15 protein-coding genes are annotated in these 16681 nt (G+C 66.1%); 9 read left to right on the forward strand and 6 right to left on the reverse strand.

What is annotated here, in order from left to right; all coding sequences use genetic code 11:
* The first annotated feature begins 20 nt into the window (after positions 1-20).
* From ACPOLB_RS26390 to ACPOLB_RS26425, 8 genes are all read left to right on the forward strand, one after another.
* Entirely contained in the window at positions 21-641 is a 621-nt protein-coding gene (locus ACPOLB_RS26390) for a hypothetical protein (protein ID WP_425259038.1), read from the forward strand.
* Positions 638-1726: a virulence RhuM family protein gene (locus ACPOLB_RS26395; RefSeq protein WP_425259039.1), complete on the forward strand. Its 1089-nt coding sequence runs from the start codon at positions 638-640 to the stop codon at positions 1724-1726. Before ACPOLB_RS26390 ends, ACPOLB_RS26395 begins: the two co-directional genes overlap by 4 nt.
* The gene (locus tag ACPOLB_RS26400; RefSeq protein ID WP_425259040.1) at positions 1716-2930 is read left to right on the forward strand and encodes a restriction endonuclease subunit S; all 1215 of its coding nucleotides are present in this window, start codon (positions 1716-1718) and stop codon (positions 2928-2930) included. Before ACPOLB_RS26395 ends, ACPOLB_RS26400 begins: the two co-directional genes overlap by 11 nt.
* Positions 2927-6232 (forward strand): type I restriction endonuclease subunit R, encoded by a 3306-nt coding sequence (locus ACPOLB_RS26405; RefSeq protein WP_425259041.1) that lies wholly within the window; start codon positions 2927-2929, stop codon positions 6230-6232. The genes ACPOLB_RS26400 and ACPOLB_RS26405 overlap by 4 nt, the downstream gene beginning before the upstream one ends.
* Positions 6229-6993, forward strand: coding sequence for a M48 family metallopeptidase (locus ACPOLB_RS26410; RefSeq protein WP_425259043.1), 765 nt, complete (start codon positions 6229-6231; stop codon positions 6991-6993). Before ACPOLB_RS26405 ends, ACPOLB_RS26410 begins: the two co-directional genes overlap by 4 nt.
* A gap of 247 nt (positions 6994-7240) precedes the next feature.
* Entirely contained in the window at positions 7241-7630 is a 390-nt protein-coding gene (locus ACPOLB_RS26415; RefSeq protein WP_425259044.1) for a hypothetical protein, read from the forward strand.
* Between the two features lie 48 nt (positions 7631-7678).
* On the forward strand, positions 7679-8155 hold the full coding sequence (locus ACPOLB_RS26420; protein ID WP_425259045.1) for a hypothetical protein: 477 nt from the start codon (positions 7679-7681) through the stop codon (positions 8153-8155).
* Between the two features lie 10 nt (positions 8156-8165).
* Positions 8166-8744 carry an RES family NAD+ phosphorylase gene (locus tag ACPOLB_RS26425; protein WP_425259046.1) on the forward strand — a complete coding sequence of 193 codons (579 nt, stop codon included), beginning with the start codon at positions 8166-8168 and terminating at the stop codon, positions 8742-8744.
* A 20-nt stretch (positions 8745-8764) separates the two neighbouring features.
* On the opposite strand, the gene ACPOLB_RS26430 is transcribed toward ACPOLB_RS26425, so the two are convergent.
* The 3 genes from ACPOLB_RS26430 to mobH are packed head-to-tail and all read right to left on the reverse strand — an operon-like array spanning position 8765 to position 13051.
* Positions 8765-9388 carry a DUF4400 domain-containing protein gene (locus tag ACPOLB_RS26430; protein WP_425259047.1) on the reverse strand — a complete coding sequence of 208 codons (624 nt, stop codon included), beginning with the start codon at positions 9386-9388 and terminating at the stop codon, positions 8765-8767.
* On the reverse strand, positions 9385-11334 hold the full coding sequence (gene traD, locus ACPOLB_RS26435) for a conjugative transfer system coupling protein TraD (RefSeq protein ID WP_425259048.1): 1950 nt from the start codon (positions 11332-11334) through the stop codon (positions 9385-9387). Before traD ends, ACPOLB_RS26430 begins: the two co-directional genes overlap by 4 nt.
* A gap of 1 nt (position 11335) precedes the next feature.
* Complete coding sequence (mobH, locus tag ACPOLB_RS26440; RefSeq protein WP_425259049.1) at positions 11336-13051, reverse strand: MobH family relaxase; 1716 nt, start codon at positions 13049-13051, stop codon at positions 11336-11338.
* Between the two features lie 248 nt (positions 13052-13299).
* Between mobH and ACPOLB_RS26445 the strand changes: the two genes are divergently transcribed.
* Positions 13300-14010, forward strand: a complete 711-nt coding sequence (locus ACPOLB_RS26445) for a helix-turn-helix domain-containing protein (RefSeq protein WP_425259050.1) — start codon at positions 13300-13302, stop codon at positions 14008-14010.
* 100 nt (positions 14011-14110) lie between these two features.
* On the opposite strand, the gene ACPOLB_RS26450 is transcribed toward ACPOLB_RS26445, so the two are convergent.
* The 3 genes from ACPOLB_RS26450 to ACPOLB_RS26460 form a co-directional block, all read right to left on the reverse strand.
* Positions 14111-14770: a hypothetical protein gene (locus ACPOLB_RS26450; RefSeq protein ID WP_425259052.1), complete on the reverse strand. Its 660-nt coding sequence runs from the start codon at positions 14768-14770 to the stop codon at positions 14111-14113.
* A 24-nt stretch (positions 14771-14794) separates the two neighbouring features.
* Complete coding sequence (locus tag ACPOLB_RS26455) at positions 14795-15100, reverse strand: hypothetical protein (protein WP_425259053.1); 306 nt, start codon at positions 15098-15100, stop codon at positions 14795-14797.
* Between the two features lie 351 nt (positions 15101-15451).
* The gene (locus tag ACPOLB_RS26460) at positions 15452-16516 is read right to left on the reverse strand and encodes a DUF932 domain-containing protein (protein WP_220787531.1); all 1065 of its coding nucleotides are present in this window, start codon (positions 16514-16516) and stop codon (positions 15452-15454) included.
* Between the last annotated feature and the right edge of the window lie 165 nt (positions 16517-16681).

Here is a 16681-nt window from a genome sequence, read left to right on the forward strand (position 1 = left end):
TTTGGAAGCCTGTCGACTCTATGAATCTCCACGTAGTCGAGGCGAAGGGCGACCTGTGGTTCTCGCAGAAGACGCTGGCGGCACTTTTCGGTGTAACCAAGCAGAACGTCCAGATCCACATCCGCGACTTGCAGGAGGCCGGACAGCCGACCTCTGGTGCGGCTTACGCCATCGATCAGGCCGAGGGTGCGCGCACCGTCAAAAGGCTGATAAGGCACTACCCGTTCGAAGTGGCGCACGCGATCGCTGTTCGGAGTCAGCGGTTCGATCAGCTGGGCTGGCTCCTGGACTTGGTCAAGGAACGCGAGATCGAAAAGTCGACATACCGGATCGCCCCCATCAAGGAGCGAGCTTTCGGCGAGCTTCTGCTCGGTGCCTTGGATGGAATCGTCACTGTCCTACCCCAGCATCATCTACCGCCTCACTTCATCGACTTCTTCATTCCAGAGTGGCGGCTGGCGATCGAGTACGACGAGCGCCACCACGGTCCGGCTCGGCGGCTGCGGGATGACGCGGAGCGGCAGGCTGCACTTGAGCGGGCCCTTGGTGCCAGATTCGTTCGGGTCTCTGTAGGCAGAGAAATCGAGGCGCTTAACGAGATCCTGAAGGTTGGGATCGGAAACCGTGAGGGAGTGTCATGACCAGCGACGCCAGCCAAGAGCGAGGAGAACTCGTCCTGTATCAGGCGGATGATGGAACGGCACGCCTCTACCTGCGGATTTCCCAAGGGACGGTCTGGCTGACGCAGCTGGAACTTGCCCAGCTGTTTCAGACAACCAAGCAGAACGTCAGTCTCCATGTCCGAAACGTTCTCAGGGAGGGCGAACTGACCGCAGATCGAGTTGTCAAGTCCGACTTGACAACTGCCGCCGATGGCAAGCGGTACCGCACTCAGCTATTCAACCTGGACATGATCCTGGCCGTCGGCTACCGGGTGAAGTCACCCCGAGGCACGCAGTTTCGCCAATGGGCCACGACGAACCTGCGCGAGTACCTCGTCAAGGGCTTCGTGATGGACGACGAGCGGCTGAAGAACCCGCCCGTCGGCGACAAGGCCGCGCGCGACCACTTCGACGAACTGCTCGACCGCATCCGCGACATCCGCGCCAGCGAGCGGCGGATGTACCTGCGCGTGCGCGAGGTCTTCGCGATGGCGGCGGACTACGTGCCTTCCCTGCCCGAGACCACGCGCTTCTTCAAGGTGATCCAGAACAAGCTCCACTACGCGGTGCATGGCCAGACCGCGCCCGAGCTGATCCTGCGCCGAGCCGATGCCTCAAAGCCCCACATGGGGCTCAGCACCTGGAAGGGTGCGCAGGTCACAAAGGCCGATGTGGGCACCGCAAAGAACTACCTGCGCGACGCGGAGATCGGAGAGCTGAACCGCATCGTCACCATGTGGCTGGACTTCGCCGAAGACCAGGCTCTGCGGCGCAAGGAGATCTTCCTAAAGGACTGGGCCGAGCGGCTGGACGCCTTCCTGAACTTCAACCAGCGCCAGGTGCTGACAGGTGCGGGCAGCGTGTCGCACAAGGACGCGGTGGCGCATGCGGAGGGACAGTACGAGCGATTCGCGGCGCAGCGCCGGGCATCGCTGGAGGCCGAGGGCGAGGCGTACGCCGCGCGCGTGCTGGAGGCGCCTGCGGCTGACGAGGCTGGCGTGCAGGAGCTCGGGCAAGTCGCGAAGCGGCTCACAAAGAAGAAGGCGAAGAGCGATGCTGCCTGAGGGGTGGCGCCGGGCGCGGCTAGACGCAGTCGCCCGCCGCGCGAGCGGACACACGCCGAACAAGGGGGAGTCGTCGTACTGGAACGGCGGAATCAAGTGGGTCTCGCTTGCGGACTCATGGCGACTTGATCGTGGCTACATCGCTGTCACCGAGCACGAGATCAGCGAAGAAGGAATCAAGAACTCATCGGCGGTTCTCCTTCCCGCCGGGACAGTCATTCTCAGCCGCGATGCAGGTGTCGGAAAGAGCGCGGTTCTGGCAGAACCAATGGCTGTCAGTCAGCACTTCATTGGCTGGGATTGCTCGGTCTCGAATGATCTGCACAACTGGTTTCTCTACCACTGGCTGCAAAGAGAGAAGCCGGAATTCGAGCGCATAGCCGTGGGGTCAACCATTAAGACGATCGGGCTCCCGTTCTTCGTCCGACTCGAGATTGATCTTCCGCCGTTGGTCGAGCAGCAGCGAATCGCACAGATCCTGTCTACCTGGGACGAAGCGATTGAGTCAGCCGTGCGGCTCGCATCGAATGCCAAGATGGCGATGTCCGCCATGATTGAGCAATCTATCCTTCGCGGCGTAAAGCAAGGCGCGTGGCCTCTGCGACACCTCTCGGACGTTGCAACCCGCGTGCAACGAAGCGAAGTCGCCGAGCCGGACTTACCAGTCCTCATGATCTCGTCCGGCGCTGGATTCTTGCGGCAAGACGAGAAGTACAGCCGTTTCATGGCGGGCAAGAGCGTCCAGAACTACATCGCGCTCGAAGAAGGCGAGTTTGCGTACAACAAGGGCAACTCAAAGCGCTATGAGTTTGGCTGCGTGTATCCGCTCAAGGGCTTGCCGAAGGGGCTTGTGCCCCATGTCTATGTGTGCTTCCGCTTGAAGGATGGTCACCATGCGGGCTTCTTCGAGCACTTGTTCGCTGCTGATTTCCTGCACGACCAACTTGGTGCCCTGGTCAACACAGGAGTTCGGAACAACGGACTGCTCAATATCCGACCCGCAGACTTCATGGCCTGCAAGGTGCCCGTACCTCCACGTGACGAGCAGCAGACGATCGCGGCGCGCCTGGAAGTTGCTGCCGAGTGGGTGCGTCGCAGCGACGAGTACGCCGCACGCCTCAGGAACGAGAAGGCCGCTCTTCTGGCCGATCTGCTGACTGGCAAGCGTCGTGTCCGCATTCCCGCCGCCGAGACCGCGCCATGACCGCCGCCGCGCCCAACTCGAAGGAGCATTACGCCTCCCACCTTCCGGCACTGCACCTTCTGTGCAACCTCGGCTGGAACTTCCTGACCAAGGCCCAGGTACTCGCGATGCGCGGCAGCACCCGCGAGGTGCTGCTCCGGGCGCGCCTGGTCGAAGTGCTGCAGACCCGCCGCTACGAGTACAAGGGCCAGTCGTACCCGCTGTCCAGCAGCGGCATCGAACAGATCGTGCGCGAACTGTCGGCACTGAGCCTGGCCGAAGGGCTGCTGCCGGCCAACGAGCGGCTGTACGGCAAGCTGGCGCTGGGCATCACGGTTACCGAGTTTATGCCCGACGGCAAGAAGCACCAGCCGACCATTCCGGTCATCGACTGGACCAGCAAGGACCCGGCCGCCAATCGCTGGGACGTCACCGAAGAGATGGAGGTGCTCTCCGCCCAGGGCACGCACCATTGCACGCCGGACGTGGTGTGCTTCGTCAACGGGCTCCCGCTGGTGGTGATCGAAGCCAAGCGCCCGGAGTCCACGCATGTCGGCAAATCGATGGTGGCCGAGGGTGTCAGCCAGCATCTGCGCAACCAGCGGCCCGACGAAATTCCGCAGCTCTTCGGCTACGCCCAGTTGCTGTTGGCCGTGAGCCAGACCGAGGGCCGCTACGGCACAACCGGTACCGCTGCCAAGTTCTGGGCCCGCTGGCGCGAGGAAGAGCTTGACGCGGCACATCTGCTTGCGGCCAAGAACGCCGCGCTTCCGGCCGCCGTGCGTACCCGGCTGTTCGAGGGCAAGCCTGCGGCCCTGGCAGGCTACTTCGATGCGCTGTGGGCGCAGCCGATGGAGCCCACCGACCAGGACCGCCTGCTGGTCAGCCTGCTCACGCCGAGCCGCCTGCTGGAGTTCCTGCGCAGCTACGTGCTGTTCGACCGCAAGGTCGGCAAGATCGTCGCCCGCTACCAGCAGTTCTTCGGCATTCGGGCGCTGCTGGCACGCATCCAGCAACTGCGGCCCGATGGCGGGCGTGAGGGTGGCGTGGTGTGGCACACCACGGGCTCTGGCAAGAGCTTCACGATGGTTTTCCTCACCAAGGCGCTGCTGCTGGTGGATGCGCTGGCTGAGTGCCGCGTGGTGGTGGTGACCGACCGCGTGGACCTGGAAGGGCAACTCTCGCGAAACTTCATCTCGGGCGGTGCCTTCGGCTCCGCCATCGCATCCCTGAAGGATGGCGAGAAGAGCCGTGCGATGACGGGCCGTGACCTGGCGCGCCGCATCGGCAGCGGCACCGAGCGCATCACCTTCACGCTGGTGCACAAGTTCAACTCGGCGTCCAGGCTGCCGGAGTGCCGCAACCCCTCGGCCAACCTGATCGTACTGGTGGACGAAGGCCACCGCAGCCACGGTGGCGAGACGCACGAGCGCATGAAGAAGGCGCTGCCGCGTGCGGCCTACATCGCCTTCACCGGCACGCCGCTGCTGAAGGACGAGAAGACGTCCAACAAGTTCGGCCCGATCGTGCATGCCTACACCATGCAGCGGGCCGTGGAAGACGAAACGGTGGCGCCGCTGCTCTATGAAGAGCGCGTGCCCGAGCTGACGATCAACGAAGAGGCCGTCAACCGCTGGTTCGACAAGATCACCGCGGGCCTGAGCGACGCGCAGCGTGGTGACCTGAAGAAGAAGTTTGCGAAGAAGGGCGCCATCTACGGTGCGGCGGGCCGCATCGAGCTGATCGCCTGGGACGTCGCCACCCACTTCAGCGAGAACATCAAGAAGCTGGACCTGGGCCTGAAGGGGCAGGTGGCCACCGACAGCAAGCTCGACGCCATTCGCTACAAGAAGGCGCTGGACGACACCGGCCTGGTCACCAGCGCCATCGTCATCTCGCCGCCCGACACGCGCGAGGGCAACGCCGAGGTGGATGAGGACAAGCTGCCCGAAGTGCAAAAGTGGTGGAAGCAGACGGTGCTGTCCTACGGCTTGGACGCCGAAACCTACGAGAAGCAGGTGGTGGCCGACTTCGGCACCGACGACGGGCCTGACCTGCTGATCGTGGTCGACAAGCTGCTCACTGGCTTCGACGAGCCCCGCAACACGGTGCTCTACATCGACAAGCCGCTGAAGGGCCACAACCTGATCCAGGCCGTCGCCCGCGTGAACCGCCTGCACGACGACAAGCGCTACGGTGTGCTGGTCGACTACCGCGGCATCCTGAAGGAGCTGGACACCGCGATCCGCGCTTACCAGGACCTGGAGACCCGAACCCAGGGCGGCTTCGACGTGGCTGACATCGAGGGGCTCTACCGCAACGTCGACACCGAGTACAAGCGTCTGCCCGGGCTGCACGACCGCATGTGGTCGTTCTTCAAGGGCGTGGCCAACAAGCTGGACCGGGAACAGTTCCGTCAGATGCTGACGCCCAGGTTCGTGAAAGCGCCCGATGGTGAGGAGTACGACGAACGGCAGAAGCTGCGCGACGACTTCTATGCCGCGGTAACGGCCTTCGGTCTGTGCCTGCAGACGGCGCTGTCGAGCCGGAGCTTCTTCGAGGACAAGAGCTTCTCGGAAGCGCAGATCGCTCGCTACAAGGCCGACCTGCGCTTCTTCACCGAACTGCGCATGACGTCGCGTCGTGACGCGATGGAAGTCGTGGACTACAGCGCCTACGAGGAGCAGATCCGCAAGCTGGTCGACAAGCAGGTGATCGGCAAGGAAGTTCGCGAGCCCGAGGGCGCGTACCTGGTGCACCAGCTGGGCCAGGCCGAGGACCCGAAAGACTGGTCCGAGGAGAAGACGCGCAACGAGACCGACCTGATCCGAACCAGGTTGCGCAAGACCATCGAGCAGGAGCTGGCCGACGATCCCTATGCCCAGAAGGTGTTCGGTGAACTGCTGCGCCAGGCGATCGCCGAGGCCGAGGCGATGTTCGACCACCCGCTGAAGCAGTACGCGCTGTTCAAAGACTTCGAGGAACGGGTGACGTCGCGCCAGCCGCCCGGCACGCCGGACCTCTTGGCGGACAAGCCGCACGCCCGAGCCTACTTTGGCGTGCTTCGCCTTGTGCTGGGCGATGGCGCTGTGGAGGCGATGGACGACGTGGCCCGCCAGACCCTGGTGGCGCAGGCGCTGGAGATCGACGAGGTCGTGCGAACGGCCGTGGCCGAGAACTCGCTCAGCCCGCAGAGTATCGAGGCGGCCATTCGCAAGGGCTTGCTTCCGCTGCTGTTCGGCAAGCTCGGGCTGGACCGGGCCAAGGAGGCTGTCGAACAGATCGTGCAGATCACCCGCCTGGGCCTTGGGAAGGCGCAATGACCGACGGGGTTGTCGATCAGCTCGCCAGGGCGGGCCGGTTCAGCGTTCGTTATGGCGAAGAAGTCATCGCCTATGCGCTGAGGTTGCAGCCTCTGCGCCAGCCGTCAAGGGTGGCCATCCATGTGGAGGCCAGCGGGCGCGTCCTGGTCGATGCGCCAGTGGGCGCCACGCACGCCAGCGTGGCGCAGGCCGTCAAGAAGCGCGCCGGGTGGATTGCGCAGCATGTGGCGCAGGCCAAGGCCCGGCTGGAGCACGTTCGCCACCGCGACTACACCAGCGGTGAGACCGTCCTCTACCTGGGGCGTCGCTACCGGCTGCGCGTCACCGTGGATCCCTCGACAGTGGCGTCCTGCCGGCTGCGCGGCGGCTTCCTGGAGGTCACCGTCCAGCGCCGAGCTGCCGTGGATGTGCAGGCCGAGATGTCAGCGTGGCTCCGCCATCGGGCCAGCGAAGTGCTGCGCGAACGCCTGGACACCATCGCCGCTGGACTGCGCTGGGTCAAGGTGCCGCCGCCGATGCGCCTGCAGTGGATGCGTGTGCAGTGGGGCAGTTGCTCGCCGCGTGGGCGCATCACGCTGCACCCGGCCCTGGTGCAGGCGCCTCGGGACTGCATCGACTACGTCGTACTTCACGAGCTGTGCCACCTGGCCAGCCATGATCACAGCGCCAGGTTCTACAGGCTGCTCGATCGGCACATGCCGGGCTGGCGTGCCGTCAAGGCGCGGCTGGATGGCATGGCGGAAGACCTGCTGCGGCAGTGACGACCGAAACGGCCCTGTCTGGTTCCCCGGAATCGCGCAGCACGCTGCTGTTCCAGCCAAGACGCTCCCCATGCAGCGCTCCGACGAGCTGCGCGCAGCGAATAGTGCAAGTGTGCTTGCACAAGGCGCCGGCCAAGGTCGTTGCGACTTTGTCTTGTGATCGGTATGATCCAACTTAACGAACTAGACAAAGTGTTCGGTTCGGTTCTGCCCGAGTCTCTGCGACTTGGCGCAGCAAGGAGATGTCATGTTGGTATGGGATGACCGTGAAGGGGCGCTGAACATCTTCGCGATGAACGGCGTGAGTGCGAATCGGGACGCGCGCAGCGTCTACGAGAGCTACCTGTGTTCCCTGAACCGCATCATCCTGCGGGATGGCGAGCGGTTCGACTTTTTGCCGAACAAGCTGTCGGCCGCGATGATCGGAGCCCTCAAGGCGATGTGCGGGTGCGCCGTGGTCGCTGTCGAGACCCGCTATGCGCAGTGGCAACAGTACGTGGTCTGCGCCACGCTGGCCGTCGCAAAGCGGTCCCGTGAGGTGTCGGCGCAGCACTTGTCGGTGTCGACGGTTCGACCCCTGCGCCGCGCGAAGGCCTTCTTCGTGTCCCAGAAGGTGAACGGCCGCAATGCGCCGTAAGGCGCAACGTTGGGCCTCACGGGCCCACCAAACCCAGGAAGGCTGGAGATGAAAGAAGCCATTCAGCACCCGTCCACAACCAACCCTCGTGCTTCCGCGAAGACCCGTCCATCGAACCCACAGCCACCGAGCTACGTACCCGCTGCCGAGGTTCGCTCCTTGCTCGCCAACAGCCTTGCTGCGCGGCAGCAGCGGCTGGGTGCCGCCGACATGATCTCGACCGACGAAGCGGCGCAGCTCGTGCAGACGACGCGCGTGACCATCAACGCCTGGATCGCCAAAGGTCGGGCCATCGGCCTGACGCAGACCAAACGTGGGTTCCGCATGCCGCGCTGGCAATTCGAGCCGTCCGTCTGGGCGGCACTCCCGAAGCTCTCGGCGGCGCTGGGCACCGCCGAAGGCTGGGCCTTGTTGTCTTTCCTGGAGTCGCCCCACGGCGCCCTGAACGGCATCACGCCGCGCCAGGCCATCGAGCAAGGGCAGATGGACACAGTGATCCGGATCGCTGAGCACGAGGGGAACTGACTCCCTTCCGATGAGACTTCACGACCTTCAGTACCTGCCCCCGGTCATGCTCGCGGTATCGCAGACGGTCTACCGCGTACAGCGCGCCAGGGCCCGGCCAGGGGCACTCTCGATTGGCCCCCTGCGGATGGCGCCGCTCGGCGACATGGCCGGCCGCTTCGCCCTGGCCAGGGTGGCTGCGTGCTACTTCGCAGAGAGTCCTGAAACGGCGCTGTACGAGTCCCTGGTGCGACGGGAAGCCGTCTCGCTGTCGCTCAGCGGCGCCGCCGGCCGACAGCTGCTGTGCCTACGGACGACACGCCCGATTCAGCTGCTGGACCTGCGACCCCATGCTTCCTCTTGGCCGGTGCTTCAGTCACTGCGCTTCTCGGCAACACAGGACATTGCGGGAGAGGCTTGGGCGCAAGGATTCGAGGGCATCGCCTACCGGTCGGCGCAGCACTACGGCCAGGACTGCTTCGTGGTCTTCGGTGCAAGCCTCAAGGCGTTCAGGCTGGTCTGGCGTGAGGCGGTGATGCTGCCGGACGGCTCCATGCACCAGGCGCTGGCCGCTGCAATTCGCGGTGGCCAGATCATGTTGGTTCCCTAGGCCCGGGCTGGCTGGCGTCACTAACCGCGCCTGTGGAAATGGGCGAAGCCGCGCCCAGCCAACAAGGCCACCGCGGCCAGGACGGCGGGGCTGAGCATCGGGTGAACGGGTACCGGAACAACCGTTGATACGGCGGCAGTGCAGCTCAGCACGATCGCCATCGATGCGTACAGCGCAAAGCGCTCCGGATCGTGGTGCCGAAACTCCTTGGACTTGATCACTCTGCTGATCGCTCCGTCGGCCATCGCTGCAGCAACGAACGCCGCCATCCAAGGCAGCCACTCCAGCATCGCCGACAACCTGAAGGCGGCCAGCAGCACGAGTGCATCGATCGCACGGAAGTAGCTGTTTCCGAACAGCCGCTGGTGGACCGAAGCCATCTCCCGCGCCACGGCGTCGTCGACGCCGCTGGCCGCCAGTGCGCTGGCGATCGGGGGCACAGGCGTGGCCTCCCGCTCCGCACCCTGGAGGCCCAGTGCGCGGTCGAGGATCCGCAGCGCGGGCGCTTCACCCCACAGCGCTTCCATGGCCTGGTGCTCGCTTCGAATCTGCGCCAGGAACCGCTCTGGAGGATGCGCCGATGGCAGGTAGAGCACCAGCACCAGCAGGCTGAGTAGGGCGGCGATGCCGACTGCGCGGATCACGACGGTTGCCCCGTCATTGCAGCTGGAGTCCGGATCGGCTTGGGGGGTGCCGCACGTGTTGCTCTTGGCTCGTCCGCATCCGGGTCGAGGATCGGAAACCGCCCCTTGATGATCCGCCCGCCCGACACCGAGGCGAAGTACTGCAGGTTGGGCAGCTTGCCCAGCACGTCGGCCGGCACCATCTCCTCGAAGCTCTCGGTGAGCTGCGTCGAGTAGCTCGACGAAAAGTCGCCCAGGTGGGCGTCGGCGCCGCTGCTCAGGCCCACGCGCACCGAGTGGATCGCGGTCTTGCCGAAGGTCTCGACCACGAAGTCCTGCGTCGGTCGGTCCTTGGATCGAAGCGCGATCAGGTTGTTCAGGTTGCCCAGTGCCATGCGCGCCGCGTCTTCGCTGCCCAGCCGCTTGGCCAGGTCGGCCAGCGTCTGCATCGCGCAGGTGGTGAAGATGCCACCCTCGGCGCCCTTGTTCAGGATCTCGATCAGCGGCTGGTTGATGACGTTCGACACCTCGTCCACGAAGAGCGAGATGCGCCGGTAGCCGCCCAGGTTGTAGCGCATGCCCGCACGGGCGGCCAGGTCGGCCAGGGCCAGTGCGCCGATGGCGGTGGCGACCGACGGGTCGGGCAGGGAATCCAGGCACATGTACAGCACGTGACCGGCGCGCTCGATCTTCTCGAAATTCATGATCGGCCGCGCATCACCAGCGTCGAAGGGGTCGGGCGACAGGCTGCGGCCCAGGTCGCCTGAGGTCAGCATCGAGAGCACCGGCAGCAGGTTGGCGGTGATCTTCTGGTAGTGCTCGCGGTTGTGGCGGAAGGTGCGCACCTGGGCGTCGAGCACCTTGTTGCGCTGCGACTGCGGGACGTGGTGTTCGTAGAAGGCGACCAGGGCCAACAGGTCCGCACTGGCCGCCTCCGATGGGCGCTTCATGTTGCCGCGGTGCGCATCGTGCAGCAGCTTCTTCATCTCCGGCTGGTCGCGCCAGCCGGCGCCGAGCAGCCGCTCGTAGAAGCGGCGCAGCGTCGCTTCCAGCACGGGCTCGATACCGCCCTCGATGTACTTGGTGAGCTTGACCAGGTTCGGCCGCTCCTCCAACTCCACCAGGCCCTGCACGACCACGTTCACGGCGTCCCAGCCGAAGGCGGAGAAGGCGCCAGCCGTGTCCGGCGGCATGATCGACTGGATCCGCGAGGCGATCTCGGTGGGCTTCTGCCAGTTGAAGGTGAAGTCCAGGCGCACGCCGGCTTCAGGGAAGGCGGGGTGGAACTCGAGGAAGGTGTCGGGGTCGCGCCAGTCCTCGCAGGCGCGCTGGGTGACACGCTTCAGGCGGCGGCTGTTCTTGGGGTCGATGACGATGACCACGTCGCCGCGGCGCACGGCCTGCGTCACCAGGTTGGCCAGCGCCACGCCTTTGCCGGACTGGGTGGTGCCCACCAGCAAGGTGCCGCCTTCGAAGTTCTGCAGCGGCCGGTGCAGTGCCACCTCGCGTGGCTCGACGCCATGGATGTAGGGCAGGCCGATCTCTGCATCGGGTTGCGGGCGTGCGTCGTAGCCCAGCACCTGCAGCAGGCGGGGCGACACGGTGAACTCGCGGTAGTCGACCTTAGCCAGTTCGTAGAGACGCTGCGAGTGGACGGGCCGCCACTCGAAGCCAAAGCCCAGGAACACCGCGTCAGGCTTCGCCGTCCAGCGGGCGACGGCCCGTGTGCTCAGCACCTGGATGCCGCGGCCGGAGAGCGAGGCGCGCAGCACCAGGGTGTGAACGCCCTGCGCCAGCCGCAGCACGCCCATCGCCAGACAGAACGCGGCGAGCGGGAGTGCGAGCTGCCGCGGAAGCAGGCCCAGCCCGCCGGTGACGGCGAAGAACAGCAGTGCGGAAGCCCAGACGGCGGCGGCGTACACCTCGTAGGCGCGCCGCCAGGGCATCTCGTAGCGGCGCATCAGCATGTCAGGGCTCCTCGTGCGCGGCCGGCTCGAAGGCGGCAGGGTCGAAACCATCGATGCAGGCTGGGGCAACTACCAGCCCGATGGTCGGCTCGCCGCGGAAGTCGGCCGTGACGGTGGCCGGGCCATCCCGTCCGGCATGTACCAGCAGGCCGACATCGGCCAGCGCCCGACCCGCCAGCGCGGGCTGCACGCCACGCCGTTCCAGTTCAGCCAGCGGCACGAACAGGCCGGCCGCGACAGGTGCGGCGGCCGCAGCGCTGCCGGGCCCATTGAGGGTGCTGACGATGGCCGCGAGGGCATCGCGCACGGCCGGGTTCAGGCGCATGGGCGCGTTCAGCTTGAAGGTGGGCGCCGCGGCCTGCGACGGGGAGGGCGGAGGGGGCGGCGACTGGACTGCGAGGTCGGCGACGACAGCGGAGGGCGGTGCCGGGGTCTGCGAGGCTGGCGGAGGGGACGTGCGAGCTGCCGGTGAAGTGGCCACATCGGTGGCGTCGAGCAATGAGAACTGGGTGCCGGGCGGCGGTACGGGGGCTGGCGCCGGTGCAGTCGCTGGCGTCTTCTGTGTGGTCCGCATGGCGCCAGTTGGGCAAACCAACGAGATGGTCAGTGGCTCGGCCGGCGGCGCGACACCGTTAAGCAGGATCGCCGGCGATGCCAGCTTCACAGCCTCCGCGGCGGTCTTCAACTCCGGCGGCAGGACGAACCAGGTCGAGGCGCCGTCCGGCTGCCGCACGAAGACCCCGGCCTCCAGAAGCAGATCGAGCATCGTCTCAGGCGCCTTCGGGATGCCGGCCAGCTGATCGGCTTCGAGGAGTGCCTGGACATCGTGGGCCGCCTGCGGCCACAGCAGGAACAGCCCGTCGAGCCCCAGCCAGGCGCGCGACTTCTCCCGGTTCGGGAACCAGCTGGGACTGCCGGATGCCAGGCGGCGCATGGCGTCGACCAGGTACCGCTCAAGGTGCGAGCCGAACTGAGGCACACCGTAGCGATCGGCGTTGGCCTGCAGGTTCCGGTCGACCACCAGCGCGAGCGATCGACGCACCAGAGCGTCGAGGACGTTGTGGTCACGGTAGACCGGCTGCCCGCTGATGCTGGAAAGGAGGTGCGGGACGATGACGCTGTTGTCCTGCGCCAGGTACTGGAGCGTGGCTCCCGGCACGACCAAGGGCAGTGCGAACACGCCCAGGCCGCGCGACTCGGTGGCGTTCGGCCGCCAGCGAACGAAGTAGCGAGTGGCACTGCGCGATGCCAGCCAGTCACCCAGGGGGATGAGGAACTGCGGCCACTCGCCGCCCGCCTCGTCGGTCACGATCAGGTGGCTGAGCACCCGGTGCAGTTCGCAACACAGGCCACCGATGAAGGTGGCCAGGCGCCAGCGCGGTTCAAGCTGGCGGCGCGCCGAGATCGTCGATCGTCCGGAGAAGATGTGCGCGTCGGTGCCTTGCAGGCTGTAGAACGCGACCTCCAGCCCGAGGTTCAGCAGGCCGGTAGGTGAGCTGAAGTAATTGTCGGCGGTAGCGGGGAGAAGGTGGACATAGCCGGCATAGCGCTGCAGCAGCGGTTGCACCTCCGCGTCGAAGGTGTCGCGGGACAGGCCGAAGCACAGGCGGATGCGGCTGACGAGGCCGTCGGCCGCTGCTAGCACGTCAGGGACGGGCAGGGCGGCGAAGCCCGGGTCGGACGCTGGAAAGGCTCCGTGGGAAGCTGACGAAAGCATGGCGATTGCAGGCGAGCACCCGCGGCCATGTTGATGGACACGGTTGAACGCCGACACCTGAAAGGATCACTCTCGGGCACGGCTTTCGACACCAGGCGTCGGCGGCAGGCCTGATCCGACATCGCTGGCGGTCGACATCGGGCGTGCGTCGTCCGCGTCCATACACCGCCATGGCGGGCTGCTGTCGGGCTGCTGTCGTGGTCAGCGCCGTCGGTGCTTTCGATACTGCATGCCATCGATGTCCTACCATGGAGAACCTTGTGATTAACACCGCCGAAAGAGTGACGACCGCTCGCCTGCTGACCCCGGCCGAACTCGGCCTGTACGTGCGGCTGTTCCGGGAGATGCGCCAGTGGTCTCAGGAGCAGTTGGCTGAAATCTCCGGGCTCAACGTCCGCACGATCCAGCGGGTCGAACAGGGCCTGGCGGCCAGCCTGGACACGCGAAGGGCTCTGGCCGGTGCGTTCGAGTTCGAGGATCTGGATGTACTGAACAAGCCTTTCGCGATCCCGACGGAAGAGGAACTCAAGGCACAGAAGGAGAAGTTCGATCGCGAACACGTCACGTTGAGTGCACTCCCGCTGACGACGGGGAAGCAGTTGGCCAAGCTCGCCGAAGCTCACATGATGGATCTGTCGGAGCCTGGGTTCGAGCTCGAGCGGGAGGCAGACGAGGCGTTCGCCGGATTGGTGGACTACTTCAGGGAGTACCGTGACTGCGCGGACCTCTACACCGAGTCGACCAAGTTCGAGGTGTACGACGAACTGCAGTCCCGCATCGATGGCCTGAAGGCGCTCGGCGTGTCATTGCGCTATGCCGAACGCAAGATGCAGGTGAAGTGGGGAACCGACCCCGATGCCAAGCCGATGCCGGTGAGCGTTCTGTACGTTGTCGCTTTCCCGCTGGGCAAGGAGCCGGACCAGTTTGCGACACCGAAGTCCGGCGGCATCCGCTTGTGATGCAAGTAGGACGCTGTGCCGTCCACGCCAGATCGGAATTGCTTCCTCTGTATCTCGCATCGCCAGCCGACAGGGAAGGTCCCGCTGCGAACCGATTGGCTCACGGCTGGCTTTCGCTCGTCGAGGACGTGCCAGCCTGCCCCGTCGACGAGCCAAAGGAACGCTGCAGCAGGACGAGCATCCCCAACTGCCCCGCACTCGGCGCAGCCAGCGGCTGCACCGGAAACGCCCCCTGCACCCGCGGGTCCGTGCCGTACCGCTGCACCAGCTTGCAGAACGGGCAGTGGTCGTTCGACCGCGCCACGGAGCCGTAGGCCGCCAGGAACTCGCTGTGGCAGGTCGGGCAGGTGACGAGCGAGAAGCTCCTAGTATCGGTGAGCCACAGGCCGTCCGTGTGCGCGGCCAGATCGAAGGCGCGGTCGAAGCTGATGCGGTGCGGCGGCTGGCAGATGCCGACGTAGTGGCGGTAGGCACCGACGAGAGCCTCACCCGCAGGGAAGTCGGCGTCGCGCAGACGGCGGTACAGGGCAACGACGATCGAGGCCTCGGCGCGGTGGAGCAGGTTGGCGCCGTGGTACCACTCCGGCGAGTCCGGCGAGCGCCCTCGAGGTACGGCCATGCGGTCCGTGAAGAGCAGGCGCAGCGCCTCGCGGGGTGGCAGGCCCGTCAGATGGCCGATGGTGCGCACACGTGCGCCGCAGGCCGCGCAGGCTTTGGCCAGCGCGAGGGCGCGCAACTGGCGATCGACCCGCGACTGCATGGCCAATGACCAGGCAACTGAGAGTCAGGCGGCCGAACTGGCCGTCACATGGCGGGGGGCGTGGACCGCGGCCAGCGGTCGAACCAGCGGCAGCGGGGTGTCGAGCAGGCTGACCAGGTCGCGGCGCGGCGGGAAGAGCGTCGCGTCACCCAGGTTGGCCACGATGGCCATCAGCTGCTGGACGCTCATCGTGCCGAGCCGCTCGGCCTGCATGGCGTCGAGCGAGAAGCGGCAGCACGCCGACGTTCGGTCCTGGAGGATGCCGTCGCGGATGGTGAGCAGCAGGGTCAGGTTGGCGATCTGCACATCGGAGAGCTGGACCTGGTTCATGGTGCGTCCTCGCGTGGGGACCACGAGCCCGTGCAGGGCAGGGTGGAGGGGTTGGTCGGTGGATGCGGGTCGTGTTGCGGTGGTTGAAGGAAGGGTTCCGGCGCTGTGCGGCCAGCATAGGGTGGGCGACGGTTCGACATCAATGGGCGGCGCGGCCCTGTGCATCTGCTTACCGAATTGCCACTCGCAAGCCCTGGCGAATTCAGGCGAATGCGTGAGCGCGACCGCATCACGCGATGTTCGGCGTGAACGACGCCCTTGTCGGGGCGCCGCTCAACGTCGGCGCCGGCCCGGTCGGCGAACGGGGTGCCCCCGATCGCCGCCGTGCCGGACTGCCTGCTCAGGCCGTGCTCAGATCGCTTCGGCCAGGCCCTTCCACTCGGCGGTGCCGAGCTCGATCAGCTTGCCGCCCAGCGCCTCGAACTCCGTGGCGCGGTCGTAGTCGTCGATCTCCTGGCTGTAGTGCGTCACCGCATTGACCAGCCCGTAGCCCGAGAGCTCGCCCTCGGTGATCAGATGCCGCAACACGCCCGAGCGCTCGACGTCGTTGAGCGTGTAGCGCTGGGCCAGCACCTCGACCGTCTTCACCGGGTCGCCGACGAGGGGGATCTTCAGCGTCTTCTGCAGCTTCTGCGCCGTCTGCCGGAAGCTCGCCTCCGACACCGCCGCCTGCACCACGTCGCGCACCTTCAGGAAGAAGGCCTTGTCGTCGGCACGCAGCGTGTCGTCCTGGTAGACCTGCAGGCCTTCGTCCTCGGTGCCGAGCGAACGGCCCACGTGCGTCTTGCGCAGCGACCGGTCGGCCGCGATCAGGCCGTTGCGGCAGACCAGCCGGTACAGCAGCGGCTGCACCGACAGCGTGCCCTGGCCGACCTCCGAGTTCGAGATCACCACGCCGGCCTGCACCACGTCGCCCGGCGCCATCTCGTAGGTCAGGCGCGAGGTGATGCACTTCAGGTACATGCGCGTCTCGGTCAGCTCGACCGACTCGAACCGCACGTCGGGCAGCTGCTGCAGGATGGGCAGCACGCTCTCGGCGAGGTCGAAGTTGTCGAGCCGGCGGTAGCGGTCCGAAAGCACGGCGCGCACCTGGCCGTCCAGGGTGCGCAGCATGCGCCGGTCGTCCTCGCTCTGCAGCCAGGTGTTGACGTTGCGGTCCAGCAGCACCGGTTGCTCCTCGCGCATGCGCTCGAAGTACGCGTGCGGGATCTTCAGCTTGTCGGCCAGCTGCCGGCGCGCCAGCGGCGTGACGCCGTAGCGCACCGGGTTGCCGGCTTCGTTGACGATGATGTGCGTCTGACCGTCGTCGCCGGTGCTGTGATGCACCAGCTGCGACGGCACGATCAGGTCCTTCTTCGAGTGCAGCTGGCGCTCCAGTTCCTGGGCCAGGCTCACGAGGGTACGTCCGCTCTTCATGACTTTCTCCAAATCGGGGTGTGTGAAAAGCGGGGACGGCACGGCCCACGTCGGGGCACGGGTCCCCGCAGTGGGTTGACGACAACAACTCGCCGCATGCAGCGCGTCCTGGGTGGATTGGCGATGCATCGGCAAGGAAGGGGCGCGACATCGGTGACACGGGTG

Origin of the sequence: Rubrivivax soli (genome assembly GCF_049810355.1) — a bacterium.
Taxonomy (GTDB): Bacteria; Pseudomonadota; Gammaproteobacteria; order Burkholderiales; family Burkholderiaceae_C; genus Rubrivivax.

What these genes read in the sequence shown, in the direction of transcription:
- ACPOLB_RS26445 (WP_425259050.1), top strand. Translation starts at nt 13,300, where the DNA reads ATGGAGAACCTTGTGATTAACACCGCCGAAAGAGTGACGACCGCTCGC.
- ACPOLB_RS26455 (WP_425259053.1), bottom strand. Translation starts at nt 15,100, where the DNA reads ATGAACCAGGTCCAGCTCTCCGATGTGCAGATCGCCAACCTGACCCTG.
- ACPOLB_RS26395 (WP_425259039.1), top strand. Translation starts at nt 638, where the DNA reads ATGACCAGCGACGCCAGCCAAGAGCGAGGAGAACTCGTCCTGTATCAG.
- ACPOLB_RS26390 (WP_425259038.1), top strand. Translation starts at nt 21, where the DNA reads ATGAATCTCCACGTAGTCGAGGCGAAGGGCGACCTGTGGTTCTCGCAG.
- ACPOLB_RS26450 (WP_425259052.1), bottom strand. Translation starts at nt 14,770, where the DNA reads ATGCAGTCGCGGGTCGATCGCCAGTTGCGCGCCCTCGCGCTGGCCAAA.
- mobH (WP_425259049.1), bottom strand. Translation starts at nt 13,051, where the DNA reads ATGCTTTCGTCAGCTTCCCACGGAGCCTTTCCAGCGTCCGACCCGGGC.
- ACPOLB_RS26400 (WP_425259040.1), top strand. Translation starts at nt 1,716, where the DNA reads ATGCTGCCTGAGGGGTGGCGCCGGGCGCGGCTAGACGCAGTCGCCCGC.
- traD (WP_425259048.1), bottom strand. Translation starts at nt 11,334, where the DNA reads ATGCTGATGCGCCGCTACGAGATGCCCTGGCGGCGCGCCTACGAGGTG.
- ACPOLB_RS26415 (WP_425259044.1), top strand. Translation starts at nt 7,241, where the DNA reads ATGTTGGTATGGGATGACCGTGAAGGGGCGCTGAACATCTTCGCGATG.
- ACPOLB_RS26410 (WP_425259043.1), top strand. Translation starts at nt 6,229, where the DNA reads ATGACCGACGGGGTTGTCGATCAGCTCGCCAGGGCGGGCCGGTTCAGC.
- ACPOLB_RS26425 (WP_425259046.1), top strand. Translation starts at nt 8,166, where the DNA reads ATGAGACTTCACGACCTTCAGTACCTGCCCCCGGTCATGCTCGCGGTA.
- ACPOLB_RS26460 (WP_220787531.1), bottom strand. Translation starts at nt 16,516, where the DNA reads ATGAAGAGCGGACGTACCCTCGTGAGCCTGGCCCAGGAACTGGAGCGC.
- ACPOLB_RS26420 (WP_425259045.1), top strand. Translation starts at nt 7,679, where the DNA reads ATGAAAGAAGCCATTCAGCACCCGTCCACAACCAACCCTCGTGCTTCC.
- ACPOLB_RS26405 (WP_425259041.1), top strand. Translation starts at nt 2,927, where the DNA reads ATGACCGCCGCCGCGCCCAACTCGAAGGAGCATTACGCCTCCCACCTT.